Annotated in this window: 19 protein-coding genes; 12 read left to right on the top strand and 7 right to left on the bottom strand. The window is 67.7% G+C overall.

Features of this window, described 5'->3' with window-relative positions; translation table 11 throughout:
• The first annotated feature begins 46 nt into the window (after positions 1 to 46).
• Positions 47 to 478 (top strand): SRPBCC family protein, encoded by a 432-nt coding sequence (locus tag ACZ5TV_RS15410; RefSeq protein ID WP_379780545.1) that lies wholly within the window; start codon positions 47 to 49, stop codon positions 476 to 478.
• Positions 479 to 531: 53 nt separating this feature from the next.
• Here the strand turns inward: ACZ5TV_RS15410 and ACZ5TV_RS15415 are convergent, their stop codons facing one another.
• On the bottom strand, positions 532 to 1,014 hold the full coding sequence (locus ACZ5TV_RS15415; protein ID WP_379780547.1) for a VOC family protein: 483 nt from the start codon (positions 1,012 to 1,014) through the stop codon (positions 532 to 534).
• A gap of 85 nt (positions 1,015 to 1,099) precedes the next feature.
• Positions 1,100 to 2,371 carry an FAD/NAD(P)-binding protein gene (locus ACZ5TV_RS15420; RefSeq protein ID WP_379780549.1) on the bottom strand — a complete coding sequence of 424 codons (1,272 nt, stop codon included), beginning with the start codon at positions 2,369 to 2,371 and terminating at the stop codon, positions 1,100 to 1,102.
• Between the two features lie 84 nt (positions 2,372 to 2,455).
• On the opposite strand from ACZ5TV_RS15420, the gene ACZ5TV_RS15425 reads away from it, so the two are divergent.
• The 4 genes from ACZ5TV_RS15425 to ACZ5TV_RS15440 are packed head-to-tail and all read left to right on the top strand — an operon-like array spanning position 2,456 to position 4,356.
• The gene (locus ACZ5TV_RS15425) at positions 2,456 to 3,742 is read left to right on the top strand and encodes a CobW family GTP-binding protein (protein ID WP_379780551.1); all 1,287 of its coding nucleotides are present in this window, start codon (positions 2,456 to 2,458) and stop codon (positions 3,740 to 3,742) included.
• A 10-nt stretch (positions 3,743 to 3,752) separates the two neighbouring features.
• On the top strand, positions 3,753 to 3,947 hold the full coding sequence (locus ACZ5TV_RS15430) for a DUF7511 domain-containing protein (RefSeq protein ID WP_379780553.1): 195 nt from the start codon (positions 3,753 to 3,755) through the stop codon (positions 3,945 to 3,947).
• Positions 3,944 to 4,198 carry a hypothetical protein gene (locus ACZ5TV_RS15435; protein WP_379780555.1) on the top strand — a complete coding sequence of 85 codons (255 nt, stop codon included), beginning with the start codon at positions 3,944 to 3,946 and terminating at the stop codon, positions 4,196 to 4,198. The genes ACZ5TV_RS15430 and ACZ5TV_RS15435 overlap by 4 nt, the downstream gene beginning before the upstream one ends.
• Positions 4,195 to 4,356, top strand: a complete 162-nt coding sequence (locus ACZ5TV_RS15440; protein ID WP_379780557.1) for a 30S ribosomal protein S14 — start codon at positions 4,195 to 4,197, stop codon at positions 4,354 to 4,356. Before ACZ5TV_RS15435 ends, ACZ5TV_RS15440 begins: the two co-directional genes overlap by 4 nt.
• A 50-nt stretch (positions 4,357 to 4,406) precedes the next feature.
• Here ACZ5TV_RS15440 and ACZ5TV_RS15445 read toward each other — a convergent pair whose 3' ends face one another.
• Entirely contained in the window at positions 4,407 to 4,856 is a 450-nt protein-coding gene (locus ACZ5TV_RS15445; protein ID WP_379780559.1) for a DoxX family protein, read from the bottom strand.
• Between the two features lie 69 nt (positions 4,857 to 4,925).
• Between ACZ5TV_RS15445 and ACZ5TV_RS15450 the strand changes: the two genes are divergently transcribed.
• Both ACZ5TV_RS15450 and ACZ5TV_RS15455 read left to right on the top strand, forming a co-directional pair.
• Positions 4,926 to 5,324, top strand: a complete 399-nt coding sequence (locus tag ACZ5TV_RS15450; protein WP_379780561.1) for a winged helix-turn-helix transcriptional regulator — start codon at positions 4,926 to 4,928, stop codon at positions 5,322 to 5,324.
• A gap of 40 nt (positions 5,325 to 5,364) precedes the next feature.
• On the top strand, positions 5,365 to 5,826 hold the full coding sequence (locus ACZ5TV_RS15455) for a hypothetical protein (RefSeq protein WP_379780563.1): 462 nt from the start codon (positions 5,365 to 5,367) through the stop codon (positions 5,824 to 5,826).
• A gap of 21 nt (positions 5,827 to 5,847) precedes the next feature.
• On the opposite strand, the gene ACZ5TV_RS15460 is transcribed toward ACZ5TV_RS15455, so the two are convergent.
• Entirely contained in the window at positions 5,848 to 6,126 is a 279-nt protein-coding gene (locus ACZ5TV_RS15460) for an acylphosphatase (RefSeq protein WP_379780565.1), read from the bottom strand.
• 88 nt (positions 6,127 to 6,214) lie between these two features.
• On the opposite strand from ACZ5TV_RS15460, the gene ACZ5TV_RS15465 reads away from it, so the two are divergent.
• The 5 genes from ACZ5TV_RS15465 (at position 6,215) to ACZ5TV_RS15485 (ending at position 13,126) form a co-directional block, all read left to right on the top strand.
• Positions 6,215 to 7,738 carry a phosphohexomutase domain-containing protein gene (locus ACZ5TV_RS15465; RefSeq protein WP_464383965.1) on the top strand — a complete coding sequence of 508 codons (1,524 nt, stop codon included), beginning with the start codon at positions 6,215 to 6,217 and terminating at the stop codon, positions 7,736 to 7,738.
• Positions 7,739 to 7,809: 71 nt separating this feature from the next.
• Positions 7,810 to 8,943 carry a BMP family lipoprotein gene (locus ACZ5TV_RS15470; protein WP_379781601.1) on the top strand — a complete coding sequence of 378 codons (1,134 nt, stop codon included), beginning with the start codon at positions 7,810 to 7,812 and terminating at the stop codon, positions 8,941 to 8,943.
• 136 nt (positions 8,944 to 9,079) lie between these two features.
• Complete coding sequence (locus ACZ5TV_RS15475) at positions 9,080 to 10,642, top strand: ABC transporter ATP-binding protein (protein ID WP_379781603.1); 1,563 nt, start codon at positions 9,080 to 9,082, stop codon at positions 10,640 to 10,642.
• On the top strand, positions 10,639 to 12,081 hold the full coding sequence (locus ACZ5TV_RS15480) for an ABC transporter permease (RefSeq protein WP_464383966.1): 1,443 nt from the start codon (positions 10,639 to 10,641) through the stop codon (positions 12,079 to 12,081). The genes ACZ5TV_RS15475 and ACZ5TV_RS15480 overlap by 4 nt, the downstream gene beginning before the upstream one ends.
• Positions 12,074 to 13,126 (top strand): ABC transporter permease, encoded by a 1,053-nt coding sequence (locus ACZ5TV_RS15485; protein ID WP_379781607.1) that lies wholly within the window; start codon positions 12,074 to 12,076, stop codon positions 13,124 to 13,126. Before ACZ5TV_RS15480 ends, ACZ5TV_RS15485 begins: the two co-directional genes overlap by 8 nt.
• Before the next feature lie 60 nt (positions 13,127 to 13,186).
• Here ACZ5TV_RS15485 and ACZ5TV_RS15490 read toward each other — a convergent pair whose 3' ends face one another.
• Genes ACZ5TV_RS15490 through hisC form a run of 3 tightly spaced genes read right to left on the bottom strand, consistent with a single transcriptional unit; the run spans position 13,187 to position 15,469 of the window.
• Positions 13,187 to 13,789, bottom strand: a complete 603-nt coding sequence (locus ACZ5TV_RS15490; protein WP_464383967.1) for a CDP-alcohol phosphatidyltransferase family protein — start codon at positions 13,787 to 13,789, stop codon at positions 13,187 to 13,189.
• A gap of 58 nt (positions 13,790 to 13,847) precedes the next feature.
• The gene (locus ACZ5TV_RS15495) at positions 13,848 to 14,372 is read right to left on the bottom strand and encodes an adenylate kinase family protein (protein WP_379783180.1); all 525 of its coding nucleotides are present in this window, start codon (positions 14,370 to 14,372) and stop codon (positions 13,848 to 13,850) included.
• A complete protein-coding gene (gene hisC / locus ACZ5TV_RS15500; protein WP_379783182.1) occupies positions 14,369 to 15,469 on the bottom strand; it encodes a histidinol-phosphate transaminase in 1,101 nt (366 codons plus the stop codon). The genes ACZ5TV_RS15495 and hisC overlap by 4 nt, the downstream gene beginning before the upstream one ends.
• Between the last annotated feature and the right edge of the window lie 59 nt (positions 15,470 to 15,528).

Consider the following 15,528-nt stretch of genomic DNA (forward strand, 5'->3'; position numbering starts at 1 on the left):
GAATTTTAATACACGGTTTATCCGCCTCCAGAACGGAGCGCTCGGCGTGTTCAACAGGGAGACGGCCGAACGCGGGAGGTGGACGTTGGCCCGTACTGGATGTTCGATCCTCGTCGCTCGCGAGGTTCAGGCGTCGCCGGCGACGGCGATGGAGTCGCTTCGCGACACTCGGACGTGGCCCGCGTGGAGCCCGTCGATTACGGCCGTGGAGAGTGAGCATCGCCGTATCCGCGAGGGAACTCGTGGACACGTGCGGGTAGCCGGTGTTCGGGTCCCGTTCCGAGTTACCGCCTGTTCGAGCCGTCGATGGGAGTGGCGCGTCGCGGGCATCCCCGCGACCGGCCATCGGGTGGAAGCGTACGCGGGCGACTCGGAGCGGTGTCGAGTCGGCGTCGAGGTCCCCCTCGCCGCGGCCGGCTACGTCCCCACGTGTAAACGGGCGCTCGACCGGTTCGCCGCGCTCGTCGACCGGAACTGACGGGAGAGGTCCCGTCCCCCGACGGTTTTCCCCGTTCTCACATCCCCGAACCGTCAGTGCTCGTACCCCTCCTCGAACGGATCGATGACGCTGCTTCCGGGGTCGTCCTCGTCGACGGCGAACCCCGGCCCGTTCGTCGCGAGCTCGAAGACGAGTCCGTCCGGGTCGGTGAAGTAGATACTCTCGAAGTACGTCCGGTCTTTCACCTCGGAGACGTTGACCCCGTGCTCGCGGAGGTGTGTCCGCCACTCGCGAAGCGTCTCGCCGTCTTCGACGCCGAACGCGAAGTGGTGGCTCGCTCCGGGCCCCGGCGCGCCCTGTGAGTTCGGATACTCGAAGTAGGTGACGGTGGTCCCGGGTTCGCCCGCGGGCGTCGAGGAAAAGTAGTAGTGGGGCGTCCCCGGGTCGTCGTAGTTCTGCGTCCGTTTGACCGTGTGCCAGCCGAGGACGTCCTCGTAAAAGGCGGTCGTCTCCTCGATGTCGGTACAGATGTTCGTCACGTGGTGCAAGCCGGTGGTCGGCGGCGTATCGCTCATACCCGCGCCTCACCGCCCACGGTCAAAGGTGTTCGTCCCTCCGGGAGCGACCGCATCCCGTCGTCCATCGACGGTCGACCGCGTCTCAGTCGGCTCGTGCGGTTCGACCGAACGGCTCCGATCCATCCGATCCGATGGCGCTCGTGATCCGGTCGGCGGCGCGTTTGGCACCCGGGATGTTCGGCGCGTACGGGCCGACGGTTCCGAGCGCCAACGCGCCCGAGACGTACACCGGGGAGGGACTCCCGTCAGTAGACTGCCACGCCAACGTCGCGTCGTCCAGAACCGGGTGTCCGCGGTATCCACGAGCGAGACCCAACTCGTCGGCCACTCGGTCGACGAACGGGTGCCGAACCGCCGGTTCGAAGCCGGTTGCACAGACGACCCGATCCGCGTCGATGAGCTCGCCGTCCGCGAGACCGACCCTGACACCGTTCGCGACGCCCGTCGCGTCCGCGACCTCCCCTTCGACGATCCGGAGCCGCCCGGCGTCGATCCGGCGGTCAAGCCGGTCGTAGAGGTGTGGCGGCACGGTCGCCACCTGCCTGGCGTCACTGACGGCCGCGAGGCGTTCCCTCGATGCCCGCGGGTGTCGGTGGAGCCTTCGCTCGATGTGGTTCCAGTTCAGCCACGGCGGATCGGCTTCCGACACTTCCCACTCCAGCGGGTGACGGCTCACCAGGGTCACCGGCCGGGTCTCGCTCAGCGTGCAGGCGAGCTGGGCGGCAGTGATCCCGCCTCCAACGACGACGGTCGGCCGGGACGTCCCGGCGTGGTCGAGACCGTTCACGCCGGGGAAGTCACCCCAGACGTGGTCGACACCGTCCACGTCCGACGCCCAGTTTGGGATGTTGAACCGTCCGCCGTGGCCGATCGCGAGCACACCGGTTACGGCGTCGAGCACGTCATCCGAGGTCACGAGCCGGAGCCCGCCCCCGGCCCGTGGGTTGACGGTCTCGACCGTGGCCCGCCGATGAAGCGCGTCGAGCCCCTCGCGTGCTATCACGTGGTCGGCATGGTCGAGGAACAACGACAGCGTCGGTCGTTCCGGGTAGTCGACGGTCGGGCGGAGCTCGTCTTCACGCCCATGCCCTTCTGCGAACGACTCGAGCCCGAACGGTTCCGTCCCGACGTGCTGGACGTACGTCGAGCGCAGCGTCTCCATACCACAGGCGCGTGCCTTCCGACGGAACGAGGCCAAGAGCCGGTCGTTCGGATCGAGGATTACCATCTCTCGACGGTTGAGCGATGTCTCGTCGAGCAGCCGCGCGGCGAGGTGTACCCCGTGGACGCCACCTCCAACGATGGCACAGCGAACGGTGGGGTCGACCGCGTCATCCGGTTGTCTCTCCTCCATGCGAGAACTGATCACCGAAGTGTTAATAACTATTTCTACTACTATAGCAAGAATTATTTATTAAGAGGTGGAAATTGATAACACATGGAGACGGAGACCACACCCGTGACCGTGCTATCGGGGACGCTCGGGGCCGGGAAGACGACGACCCTCAATCACCTGTTGTCCGAGAGCGGCGATCGCGACCTCGCCGTCCTCGTCAACGACATGGGCGAAGTGAACGTCGACGCCGAGCTCGTCGCCGAGTCCTCCGACATCTCGAACGAGGACGAGGAGTTGATCGAGCTCGACGACGGCTGTATCTGCTGTGAGCTCCGTGGTGACCTGTTGGACGCCATCGGTGAGCTCACCAGGGACCGTGAGTTCGACGCGATCGTCGTCGAGTCGACCGGCGTCGCCGAGCCGCTTCCGGTGGCACAGACACTCACGCTCGGGTTCGACCAGTCGGATCTCGACCCCACGGAGTTCTACGAGGAGACCGGGATCGAACCGCTCCAGAACTGTCACATGGACACCGCGGTGACCGTCGTAGACGCTCACCAGTTCCATTCGGCGATGAGCTCTACTGACCTCGTGAGCGACGACGGAACGGAGAAACCACTGGCAGACCTCCTCGTCGAGCAGGTCGAGTTCTGTGACGTGTTGTTGTTGAACAAGTGTGATCTGGTCGACGAGGCTACCCTCGAAGCGATCGAGGAAGTCGTCGAGACGCTCCAGCCACGCGCAGCGATCCTCCGAACGACTCACGGCCAGGTCGATGTCGACGACATCGTCGACACCGGCCGCTTCGATTTCGAGGAGGCCCGGCGCTCCGCCGGGTGGATCAAGGAGCTCCAGGAGCCCCACGCGTCGGCGGAGGAGGAACACGGCGTGACCTCGTTCGTCTTCGAGGCGCGTCGTCCGTTCCACCCGGAGCGGTTCGCTACGCTGCTCGACGAGTTCCCGGAGTCGGTGGTCCGTTCGAAAGGGCACTTCTGGCTGGCGGGTCGCGAGACGGAGGCGATCGCCCTCAACGTGGCGGGCCAATCCGTCAGAGTCGCGCCGGCCGGGCCGTGGATCGCCGCGCTGCCGCCCGAGGAACAGCGGGAGCGCCGCGAGGCGATCCCCGAACTCGACGAGACGTGGGACGACGAGTGGGGTGACCGCGGGACGCAGCTCGTGGTGATCGGCACGGAGATGGACCACGACGAGGTCCGGGAGCGACTCGACGACTGCGTACTCACTGACCGGGAGATGGACGCCGACTGGTCCGCGTTCGAAGACCGGTTCCCGACGTTCGAGCCTCCAGCGGAGGACGCCGCGACAGACGACGCTGCAGCCGACGCGACCACTGACGCCGACGAACAGGAGGAGATCGGCCTTGCCGACTGAGGCTCCTCGCATGCCGGATCGACACGACCGCTCCGGTGTGGACCACGCTGACGCTCCGGATGGACAGTGCCGCACGGTCGTCGAACCGCAGCGGGACGGATCGGAGCTGTGTACGATCTATTCGACGCACCCGGACGACGTGCTGACCGCCACGTGGCTGTCCGCAGCAACCGGGTCGTTTCGATCGCTGGAGGAGTGGCGATGACGGGCGCGTTCCAGCGGGCGGTTAAACGCAACCTCGCTCACGAACGTCGAGCGGAGGCCATCGACACGCTCGCCGCGGACGGACGAGTCAGAGATCTCGCGGTGCTCGTTAGAACCCGGGGGCTCTCCGGGGGACTGCGCCGACGGGCTATCGACGGGCTCGTCAGGTGTGGTGCTGACGAGGCGCTCGAAGCGATCGCTGCCGACGGATCAGTTCCCGAAGCGCTTCGGCGAACGGCGGACCGACGATGACGGACGTGTCCGACGAGCGCGGCGGGGACCGTACTGAGCGACGGGTCTGTCGCGTCAGCGGCCGTGAACAGGGGCTGGTCGGGAAGTACGACATCTACCTCAGTCGGCAGGCATTCCGCGAGATGGCCCGCGACATGGGGTTCGAGAAGTACGACTAGGTTCGCTCCGGCCGGATCAGAGCAGCGGCCGGATCAGAGCAGCGGCCGGATCAGAACAGGCCGATGCCGAGGCCGTACGGCCACGCTGTCCCGCCGACGGCGAGTAGGGCGATCGCTGCACCCGCGCCGTAGACGTTCTTCAGGAACCCGGTCATCTCCGACTGTTTCTCCTCCGGGTCGTCGATCGACCAGAAGTCGTGCATCGTGACGGCGGAGACGAGAAGGAACACCGCGAGTCCGCCGGCTGCCACGACTGGGAACGCGCCGACGACGATCCCCACCCCACCGAGGACGAGGAGGACACCGGAGGCGACCACTGAGAACCGCGGCGCTGGCAGTCCCTTGAACTCGGCGTACCCAGCCATGGTGTCGAGGTCCATGAAGTGGTTGAGCCCCATGAACGCGAGGACGCCGCCGAACAGCAGGCGGCCGAACAGGAACAGTTCGCCGGCGAACGGCGTATCGATCTGAAGCGGTATCGTCGCGATTTCTGCTAACATCGTGTAACCACATATACGGACGTAACCTATATATCGCTTCCCGGACAATAGGGTAAGTAGGTAACATCGATGTCATCGCAGGAACTCGCCGGCTCCGAACCGGCGGACGACACCGAGACAGGGGACACCGGATCGCTCTCGGAAACGCCGTGCCCCGTGATCGACTCGCTCGAACAGATCGGCTCCCGCTGGCGACTCGTCGTCCTCTACGAGCTCCAGAACGGCGAGCGACGGTTCAACGAGCTCAAACGGGAGACCGACGCGAACGCGCGGACCCTCTCCCGCGTCCTCGATGACCTCCAGGAGACCGGCTTCGTCGACCGACGGATGGAGGAGGACGCTCCCGTCGCGACGTACTACAGCCTCACCGAGAAGGGGGAGTCGTTGGCCCCCGTCTTCGGCGAGATCGACGATTGGGCTCACGAGTGGCTCGCCGAGTGTGGGGCGTCGGTGGACACCGACGCGTGATCGCCGAAACCGACACGTTCCTTCACCCCCAACGGCGACCGTGTACGCCGGACTGAAGAACACCCCGTGTTGTCTGTGTGGACGCGAGGAGACGCACACCCGGATCGAGGTGCCACCACGGGCGCTGAAGCTGATGGAGAACGGCGACCCCATCTCGTGGCGGGACGTCGTCGGAAGCGTCACGCTCCGGTTCTGCGCGGACGACTGGGCGCTCGTGAGCGACCTCGCTGTCGAGATGGATACGCATCCGCTCTCGAAATGTAACGCTGCGCACGTCTCGTTGGACCTGCGTGAGGACCACGAGGCGCTCCTCTCGGCAACGAAGGCGGCGACGGACCAGACCGAACTGGAGTCGAAGCTCGTCGCACGCGCCGAGTCGACGCTGGCGGATGTCGACGACCCGTACACGGAGGATCGCGACGTGGTCGAGGCGATCGTCGTGCTGCGGGCGCTGGAGGAGCTCGGCGTCCGTGACCGGCCGAGTGACCCCGTTCGACCCTGAATCCCCGATTGGAGCGCCTCGTCACCACCGGACGTCGAACCCGTGTATCCCCTCGGGCTCCTCGTGAGTGACGTCAACGTCTTCGACGGCGGCCGCATCGCTCCCCGTGTGACACCAGTCGATCAGTCGCTCGACCGCGGGCTCGGGACCCTCGAAGACGGCTTCCACCCGGCCGTCGTCGAGGTTTCGGACCCAGCCGTCGACGCCCGCCTCGCGGGCAGCGTCCCGCGTCGAGGCCCGGTAGAAGACACCCTGTACACGCCCGGAGACGTACACGTGTGCACGAACCGTCTCGCTCATGGCTCCGCGTTGATCCCGACGGGACCTAAAACGTTGACCGCCGTCTCGGACCGACGCCTACTAACTCCCGGCTCCCGACGTCCCCCACATGGAACTGTTCGGAACCGCGGGGATCCGTGGGAGCGTGGAGGATCGGGTCACCCCGTCGCTCGCGCTCGCGGTCGGCCGCGCGGCGGCGGCGGTGGCACGGGAGCAGGACGACCGGACGGCGTCCGGGAACGGGCGGCGATCGCCGGTTCCAGAGTTCGTTCTCGCACGCGACGGTCGGGTGACGGGCCCGGCGATCGCGGCGGCGATGGAGGCGGGGCTCGCTTCCGGCGGCGCAACGGTGCTCCGAGCCGGGCAGCTGCCGACGCCCGGGCTCGCGTACGCCTCACAGGGCCGGTACGGCGTCATGCTCACCGCCTCGCATAACCCGCCGACGGACAACGGGATCAAGCTGTTCCGGGACGGCGTCGAGTTCGACCGCGGGCTGGAGCGGGCGGTCGAGGCCCGTGTCGCCGACGAGGAGCCCCCAGCGGACTGGGACGCGTGGACGACGACCGAACGGATCGACACCCTGGATACGTATCTCGATGCGGTCGAGGCGTACGCACGGTCGTTCGGTGAGGGAGGTACCGCGCACGGCGAGCCGGATCGAACGGACGACCAGACGAATCGAACGGACGACGAGGACGGCGACACCACCGACCTCGATGGGCTCCGGATCGCCGTCGACTGCGGGAACGGGATGGCCGGGCCGGCGACGCCCACCGTCCTTCGCGAGCTCGGCGCGACCGTCGTGACCCTCAACGGCAACGTCGACGGGCATTTCCCCGGACGCGGCAGCAAGCCGACCCCGGAGACGCTCCGGGACCTCCGCGCGTTCATCGCCGACGCGAACGAGGGGGTCACGGATCCCGGTCGGGCAGGACCCGACGGCGACGCGGAGGGGTTCGCGTTCGGGATCGGTCACGACGGCGACGCCGACCGGTTCGTGCTCGTCGACGCGGACGGCGACGTGGTCCACGAGGACACCGTGTTGGCGATCCTCGCGGAACGATACGTCCGCCGGGCCGACGCGGACGACCCCGTCGTGGTGACGACGCCGAACGCGTCGGGCCGGATCGACGAACGGGTCCGGGCCGCGGGCGGTCGGGTCGAACGCGTCCGGCTCGGCGCGCTCCACGAGGGGATCGCGGCCGTCGAAGCCGACGGGGACGCGGTCGCGTTCGCGGCGGAACCCTGGAAACACGTCCACGTCCCGTTCGGCGGGTGGATCGACGGCGTGTGTTCGGCGGCCGTCCTCGCTCGCCTCATCGGGACCAAGGGACTCGATTCGCTCCGCGACCCGGTGACGGAACGCCCGTACCGGAAGGTCAGCGTCGACTGTCCGGACGACCTGAAGCCGTCGGTGATGGACGGCCTGACCGATCGGCTCCCGGAGGCGTTTCCGGACGCGAGCGTGAACACTGACCACGGGGTCCGCCTGGAGTTCCCGGATGCGGCGTGGACGCTCGTCCGGCCCTCCGGTACCGAGCCGTACGTCAGGGTGTACGCCGAAAGCGAGACGGTCGACGAGCTGGTCGAGGCGGTGGCGTCCGTCGTCTCGGCCGCCGTCGACGACGCGTAGTGTGAACGAGAGGACAGGAGACCGGCCCGACCGACGATTTTAACCGTTCTAGCCGCGCTTTTCAGATCGATATGGGATCAGACTTCGATCGGCGGCGGTTCCTACAGGTGGCCGGTATCGCGGGAGTCGCGGGGCTCGCCGGCTGTACGGGCGGCCCGGAGGACGACGGCGGAAACGGTGCCGGAGACGACGGGTCCGGCGACGACAGTGCTAGCGACGACGGCGATGATGGAACCGCGGAGACGAACGTGGGGATGGTGTACGCGCTCGGTGGTCTCGGCGACGAGTCGTTCAACGACGCGGCACAGCGCGGCATCATCGACGCGGCCGAGGATTTCGACGTCTCGTACGACGAGTCGCAGCCGGCCGACGCCGGCGAGTTCTCGCAGCTCCAGCGGCTGTACGCCGAGTCGACCGACCCCGACTACGACCTCGTCTCGTGTATCGGGTTCGCCCAGCTCGACGCTCTCTCGGAGGTCGCTCCGGACTTCCCCGAGCAGAACTTCATGCTCGTCGACGACAACCTCGACGAGCCGAACGTTGCAAGCTACGAGTTCAAAGAGGAGGAGGGATCGTTCCTCGTCGGTGCGCTCGCCGCACTTCTCAGTAGCCGGTCGTTCAGTGCCGGCGCGGGCGAAACGGCGTCCGATTCGACGAACGTCGGGTTCGTCGGCGGCGTCGACGCGCCGCTCATCCGGCGGTTCCAGGCGGGGTACGAGGCCGGCGTCGACTACGTGAGCGACGACATCGACGTGATCACGAGCTACGTCGGTGATTTCGCCGACCCCTCCGGCGGCCAGGAGGCGGCCCTGTCGATGTACGAGAGCGGCGCGGACGTCGTGTATCACGCGGCGGGCGGTTCCGGCGTCGGCGTCTTCCAGGCGGCACAGGACCAGGGGCGGTTCGCGATCGGCGTCGACTCCGACCAGTCGCTGACGGAGCCCGACTTCGCCGACGTGATCCTCGCGTCGATGGTCAAGCGGGTCGACAGTGCGGTGTACGAGTCGGTCGAGAACGTCGTCAACGACGAGTTCCAGGGGGGCTCACAGGTCGAGCTCGGCCTCGAGGACGAGGGCGTCTCCTGTGTGTACGGCGATGGGATCGGCGACGAGATCCCCGAGGAGGTCAAAACCGAGATCGACGAGATCCGGGACGGGATCATCGCGGGCGACATCGTCGTCCCGGACGATCCCGACGACGTCTGAGCGCCGTCCCACAGTCGGACGGTTCACCCGAATACGATCGGGGAACCGCCGGTTTCGGGTTCGAAACGACAACGAACGGACGGATCCGCTCACGGACCCGACGCGCTTTTTACCTCCGGACCGAGAGGGTGCGTAAATGGAACCCGCGGTCACCCTCGATGGAATCACCAAGCGGTTCCCGGGCGTCGTCGCCAACGACGACGTCGACCTCGTCGTCGAGCGCGGGAGCGTCCACGCGCTGTTGGGCGAGAACGGGGCGGGGAAAACGACGCTGATGAACGTGTTGTACGGGCTGTACCGACCCACTGAGGGGCGTGTCGTGATCGACGGCGAGCCGCGAACGTTCGACTCGCCACGCGACGCTATCAACGCCGGGATCGGGATGATCCATCAGCACTTCATGCTGGTCGAGCCGATGCGGATCTGGGAGAACATCGTCCTCGGGAACGAACCGACGGAGTGGTTCGGTCTCCGTGTGGACGACGAGGGCGCCCACGAGGCGGTTCGCGAGCTGAGCGAGCGGTACGGGTTCGGCGTCGACCCGGACGACCGTGTCGCGGACGTCTCCGTCGGCGTCCAACAGCGCGTCGAGATCCTCAAGGCGCTGTATCGCGGCGCGGACGTGTTGATCCTCGACGAGCCGACGGCCGTGTTGACGCCGCAAGAGGTCGAGGAGCTGTTCGGCGTCTTCGAGGAGCTCACCGCGCAGAACAAGACGATCATCTTCATCACGCACAAGCTCGGCGAGGCGATGCACGCCGCCGACGAGGTGACGGTCCTGCGGGACGGCGTCAACGTGGGAACGGTCGACACCGACACCGTGACCCGCGAGCAGCTGGCCGAGATGATGGTCGGTCGTGAGGTGCTGCTCGAACGCTCGGAGTCGACGTCGACGCCGGGGGATCCGGCGCTCAGCGTCGAGGGGCTCCACGTCGAGGACGATCGCGGCGTCGAAGCCGTCTCCGGCGTGTCGGCGACCGTACGCGAGGGGGAGGTGTTCGGGATCGCGGGCGTCGACGGCAACGGACAGTCACAGCTCGTCGAGGCGATCACCGGGTTACGTCGGCCGACTGCCGGTGCCATCCGGTTTCAGGGCGACTCGATGGTCGGCGTGAGCCGTCGTGAACGGATCGATAGGGGGATGGCATACATTCCCGAAGACCGACACGCGCGCGGACTCGTGATGCCGTACGACCTGGTGCAGAACGGGGTGCTCGGGAGCCAGCACGACGACGGCTTCACCGGCGGGGGCCGGATAGACTGGGAAGCGGCGGGCGAGCACGCGGACGCGATAATCGAGGAGTACGACGTCCGGCCGCCGAACCGCGCGTCCACGGCGGAGTCGCTCTCCGGTGGAAACCAACAGAAGTTCATCGTCGGGCGCGAGTTCGAACGTGACCCCGATCTCGTGGTAGCGACCCACCCGACACGGGGAGTCGACATCGGGTCGACCGAGTTCATCCACGAGCGTCTCCTCGAGCTGCGGTCGGCCGGAAAGGCGGTCCTGCTCGTCTCCTCGAAGCTCGACGAGGTACAGGCGCTGTCGGACCGATTAGCCGTGATGCACGAGGGCGAGTTCACCGGCGTCGTCGACCCCGCAACCGTCACCGAGGAACAGCTCGGGCTGCTGATGGCCGGCGAGTCGCTCGACGACGACGCCGTCGATCACGTCGCGCTCGACGAGGAGGTGTCGGCATGAGTACGGAGCGTGGCGCGGCCCTCCGTGCGAGAGCGTATGAGTTCCTCCGGCGGTTCGTGGGGCTCACAGGCGTCGAACGGCTGCTCATCGCGTTCGCGGCGCTCGTCCTCTCCGTGGCCGTCGGGTTCCTGATCGTGCTCGTCTCCGGCCGGATCGCCGAGTGTTCGACCGCGGCGTGGACGATGCCGATCACTGGGCTCGGGTTCTGTTATGACCCGTTCCAGGTGTACTTCGTGTTGTTCAACGGTGCCTTAGGGAACCCGTTTTACCTCTGGGAGCCCGCCCTCTTGAACCCGGAGTGGCTCCCCGTCACGATCCCGCTTCTCGGGTTCATGCCCGGCTGGAGTCCGCTCAACAACTCGTTCGCGCTCACGATGAGCGAGACGACGCTCCTGATATTCACCGGGCTTTCCGTGGCGGTCGCGTTCCGTGCCGGGCTGTTCAACATCGGAACGCAGGGACAGCTCGTCGTCGGCGGGCTGCTTACCGCGCTCGTGGTCGTCGCGGCCGCGCCGGTGTTCCCGGCGAACCGCGTCGGCGGGCTCGCGCTTATCGCGCTCGGGATCGTCGCCGGCGCGGTCGGGGGCGGGGTCTGGGGGGCGATCCCCGGCGCGTTGAAGGCGTACGCCGACGCCAACGAGGTGATCACGACGATCATGCTGAACTTCATCGCCGCTAACCTCGCCTACGTTCTGGTCTTAGAGGTGTTCCGTGCCGAGGGGTCGTCCGTCGTCGCGACGGAACGCGTCCCCGACTACGCGCGGATCGACCCGTGGTTCTTCCCGACGACCGGCGATTTCGCCGAGGCGGCGCTGTTGATCGGGCTCGTCGTCGTCGTCGGCCTGTACGTGCTCTTGGAGCACACGCCGTTCGGCTACGACCTCCGCGTCAGCGGGATACAGCCGCTTGCCGCCGAGTACGGCGGGGTAAACGCGAAGCTCACGACGGTTCGGGCGATGACGATATCGGGTGCACTCGGCGGGATCGGGGGGAGCATGTGGGTGTTGATGGCGGAGGGCCGATGGCTGGAGTCCGTCCCCGACCTCGGGTTCGACGGGATCGCCGTCTCGATCCTCGCGGGCAACAACCCGCTCGGGGTGTTCCCCGCCGCCGCGCTGTTCGGGGTCTTGAAAGGCGGCGCGCTACAGGTCGGCTTCCAGACGGACGTGCCGCCGGAGTTGATCGGCGTGTTACGCGGACTCATTATCCTGTTCGTGGCGATGCCGGAGTTCTTCCGGCTGATCGGTCGCCGACTCGACGTGGAGGACGGACCCGGTGGGCCCGGCAGCGACCGGGACGGGCCGGGGGAGTCTGTGGATGAGGCCACCGACGCCGGCTCCGACGCCGACGGCTCGGGTTCGACCGATCCGACCGCCGGGAGCGAGGATCCGACCGGTAGTGGCTCCGAGCCGACCCATGGAGGTGAGTCAAGTGCGTAACCCGCTCTCCGCGCTCGACGTCCCGACGGTCACCGATCTCGCCGCGTCGAGTTACACGAAGTCGATCGTCGCGGGCACCGTCGGCCTGCTGGCGCTGCTCGGCGTCCTCGGTGTCGCGTTCCCGGACAGTGTCGCGGGCGACCTCGCCGGGATCGTGTTCTCGACCGGAACCGCCGCCGCGACGATCCGGATCGCGGCCCCGATCGTGCTCGCGGCGCTCGGCGGCATCTTCGCCGAGAAATCCGGCGTGATCAACATCGGCTTGGAGGGGCTGTTGATCATCTCGGCGTTCACCTCGATATACGTCGCCTTCGTGCTCGGGGACGCGGGCGTGCTCGGCGGTCCCGGCCTACTCGTCGTCGGGTTCCTCGCGGGCGTGGTCGCGAGCACGGTGCTCGCGTTCGTCTTTGGGGTCGTCTGTATCGAGTTCAAGGCGGACCAGATCATCGCCGGGTTAGCGATCTGGCTCATCGCGCTTGGACTCGCGCCGTTCCTCTCGACGGTGTTCTTCGGGAGCGTCAACACACCAGGAATCGGGGCGCGCGTGACCTGGCACTACTCGGCGGCGCTGATCCTCGCCGGAACCGCCGGCTCGTGGTGGACGTTGAACCACACCGCGTTCGGGAGTCACCTGCGAGCGGCGGGGGAGAACCCGCGCGCGCTCGACACGGTCGGCGTCTCCGTCCCGCGGATCCGACACGCCGGCGTGTTGCTGTCGGGGGTGTTCGCCGGCGCGGGCGGGAGCCTGCTGGCGCTCGGCGTCGGGCGGTTCGGTGGCTCGGGCGAGACGATGGTCCAGGGCAAGGGGTTCATCGCCATCGTCGTCTACCTGTTCGGCAACTACAACCCCCTCGGCGCGCTCGGCGCGGGGACGCTGTTCGCGGCGCTGGAAGCGAGCCAGACCCGCCTCCAACAGCTCGGCTACGGGATCCCGAGCACGCTGGTCGAGACGATCCCGTACGTGGTCGTTATCCTCGTCCTCGCGCTGGTCGGAAAGACACGGCTACCGGCCGCGGCCGGCGAGCACTACGAGACGGAGGAGTAGCGTCCATCGACGAGCCGTCCGGACCCCCCGGCTACCCTCGCCGTTCACGGCGAGGAGGGTTCAGAGGTCGCGCCACGCACCGAGGAACCGCTGAAGCGCGGTGAGATGTCCGACGATGGCGAGAAGGCCCAACAGCAGGCCGACCACGCCGAAGTCGGCGACGATCGGGGCCGGGTACACCGCCGCGACGAGACCGACGATCCCCATCAGCGCGAGTCGGTCGGCCCGCCCGAGAAGCCCGCCGTACTCGCGCCCGATGCCGACCGCCTGGATCTGGGTGCCGAGATACGACGTCATCAACACGCCGGTGACCGCGAGAAAGCCGAGGGCGTACGCGTCGATCCCGGCGGTGAACCCCGCGATAATGGCGATGTCTGCGTACCGGTCGAGTACGTGATCGAGGAGGTCGCCGCCCGCGGAGGCGACGTCCTGTTCGCGGGCGAGCGCGCCGTCCACGAGATCGAGCCAGCCGTTGAGCAGGACCAACACCGCGCCGGCGGCGTAAAAGACCGGCTCCGCGACCGCGAACGCGACCGCGGCGAGGACCGCGGCGGCGAACGCGAGGAGGCTTACCCCGTCGGGCGAGAGCCCGAGTCGGTCGGCCGTGTGCACCCACGGGCCGAGCATCCGGTCGGCGACCGGCCGGAACCGGTCCAGCGTCACGCGTGCTCACCCCTAGGGGTCGCATTCATCTGACATCCGTCCGGATCGACTCTCCCGTTCATAAATAGTCCGTGAAGTCGACGGTCCCCGCGCTCGGTTCCCGCTCGCCGTCGATGGCCGCCCGGATCGCGTCGGCGACCGTCCCCGGGTCGCGATCGGTAGTGTCGATCTCGTACACCCGCTCGATCCCGTGAGTCGATACGGCTTCGGAGAGGATCACGTCGAGCGCCTCGCTCTCCGCGTTTTCCGTCGCCGTAGACGGGGACTCCCCGCGGTCGAGTAACCGCTCCTCGACCGTCGCCGGGTGACACCGCAACACGACCACCCGATCGGCATCGAAGTGGTGAGCGAGGTGCGAGTCGAGCACGCCCGTCCAGTCGCCGAGCGCATCCGCCACGGCGTCGAGGTCGGCGACGAGCGTGTCACGCTCCGCGTCACGCTCGGTCCACAGATCGTCGTCCGACCGGATCCGCTCGTTGAGGTGGATCACGTCGTACTCGTCCGCGATCAGCGCCGTCGCGGTCGACTTTCCCGTTCCCGGCGTACCGGTAACGGCTACACGGGGGGCGGTTCTCTCGCTCACGCGTCGGCCTCTGCCTCTGGTTCGTGCTCGGCGAGGACGCGGTTGAGTCGCGTCACCGCTTCGCGGGTGTCCTCGCGAGTGCCGGTCGAGATCCGGACGCAGCCGGGCAGCCCGAACGACGTGCAGTCCCGGATGATCACGCCCCCGTGTTTCGCCGCCTCGGCGACCGCGCTCCCGTCCCCCACACGCGCAAGGACGAAGTTGCCGGCGGAGGGGTACGTCTCGGCGTCGAGCTCGTCGGTCATGTACTCGCGGGCCCACCGGGCGGTCTCGACGGACTTCTCGACGTGGTCCGTGTCGTCGAGCGCGGCCAGCGCCGCCCGGCACGCCAGCTCGTTGGCGGCGAAGGGGGTGTTCACCCGAGCGTACGCGCTACCCCAGGCCTCTGGAACGACGCTGTAGCCGATCCGCAGACCGGCGAGGCCGTACGCCTTCGAGAACGTGCGGAGGACGGCGACGTCGTCGCGCTCGCGTACCAAGGGGATCGCGCTGTCGACCGCGGCGAACTCCCCGTACGCCTCGTCGACGACCACGAGCGTCTCCTCGGCGGTCGCGTCCGCGATCGTCCGGACCGCCTCCAGCGGGATCGTCGATCCCGACGGGTTGTGCGGCGAGGTCAAGTAGACGATCCGCTCGCCCCCGTACGCGCTCAATACGGTCTCGGCGTCTTGGGTGAATCCGTCCGCGGCGGACAGCGTGTACTCGGAGACGGTTGCGTGGTGGTACCGTGCGGACATGGCGTAGTACGCGAACCCCGGCGACGGGACGAGCACCGCATCGTCGGGCTCCAACGCCGCCCGTGACAGGTAGTCGATCGAGCCGTCGGCACCGGGCGAGACCCATACCTGTTCCGTGTCGACGTTCCATTCCTCGGCGATCCGTTCAGTGAGGTCGGTGTGGGCGGATTTCGGGTACTGGTGGACGCGGTCGGCGTGCTCCCGGATCGCCTCGACGGCCGCCGGACTCGGGCCGTGCGGGTTCTCGTTCGACGAGAGCTTGATGAGCGCCGAGCGGTCGATCCCGAGCTCGCGGGCGACCTCCTCGACGCCCCGGCCCGGGACGTATGGCGAGTGGTCCGAGAGATCCCGTGGTTGCATGCCATACGCTGGGCGCGCGCCGGCCTTAAGACTGACCGAACCGACCCGGGTCCGGCGGG

It is taken from the genome of Halorubrum tibetense, assembly GCF_055396225.1.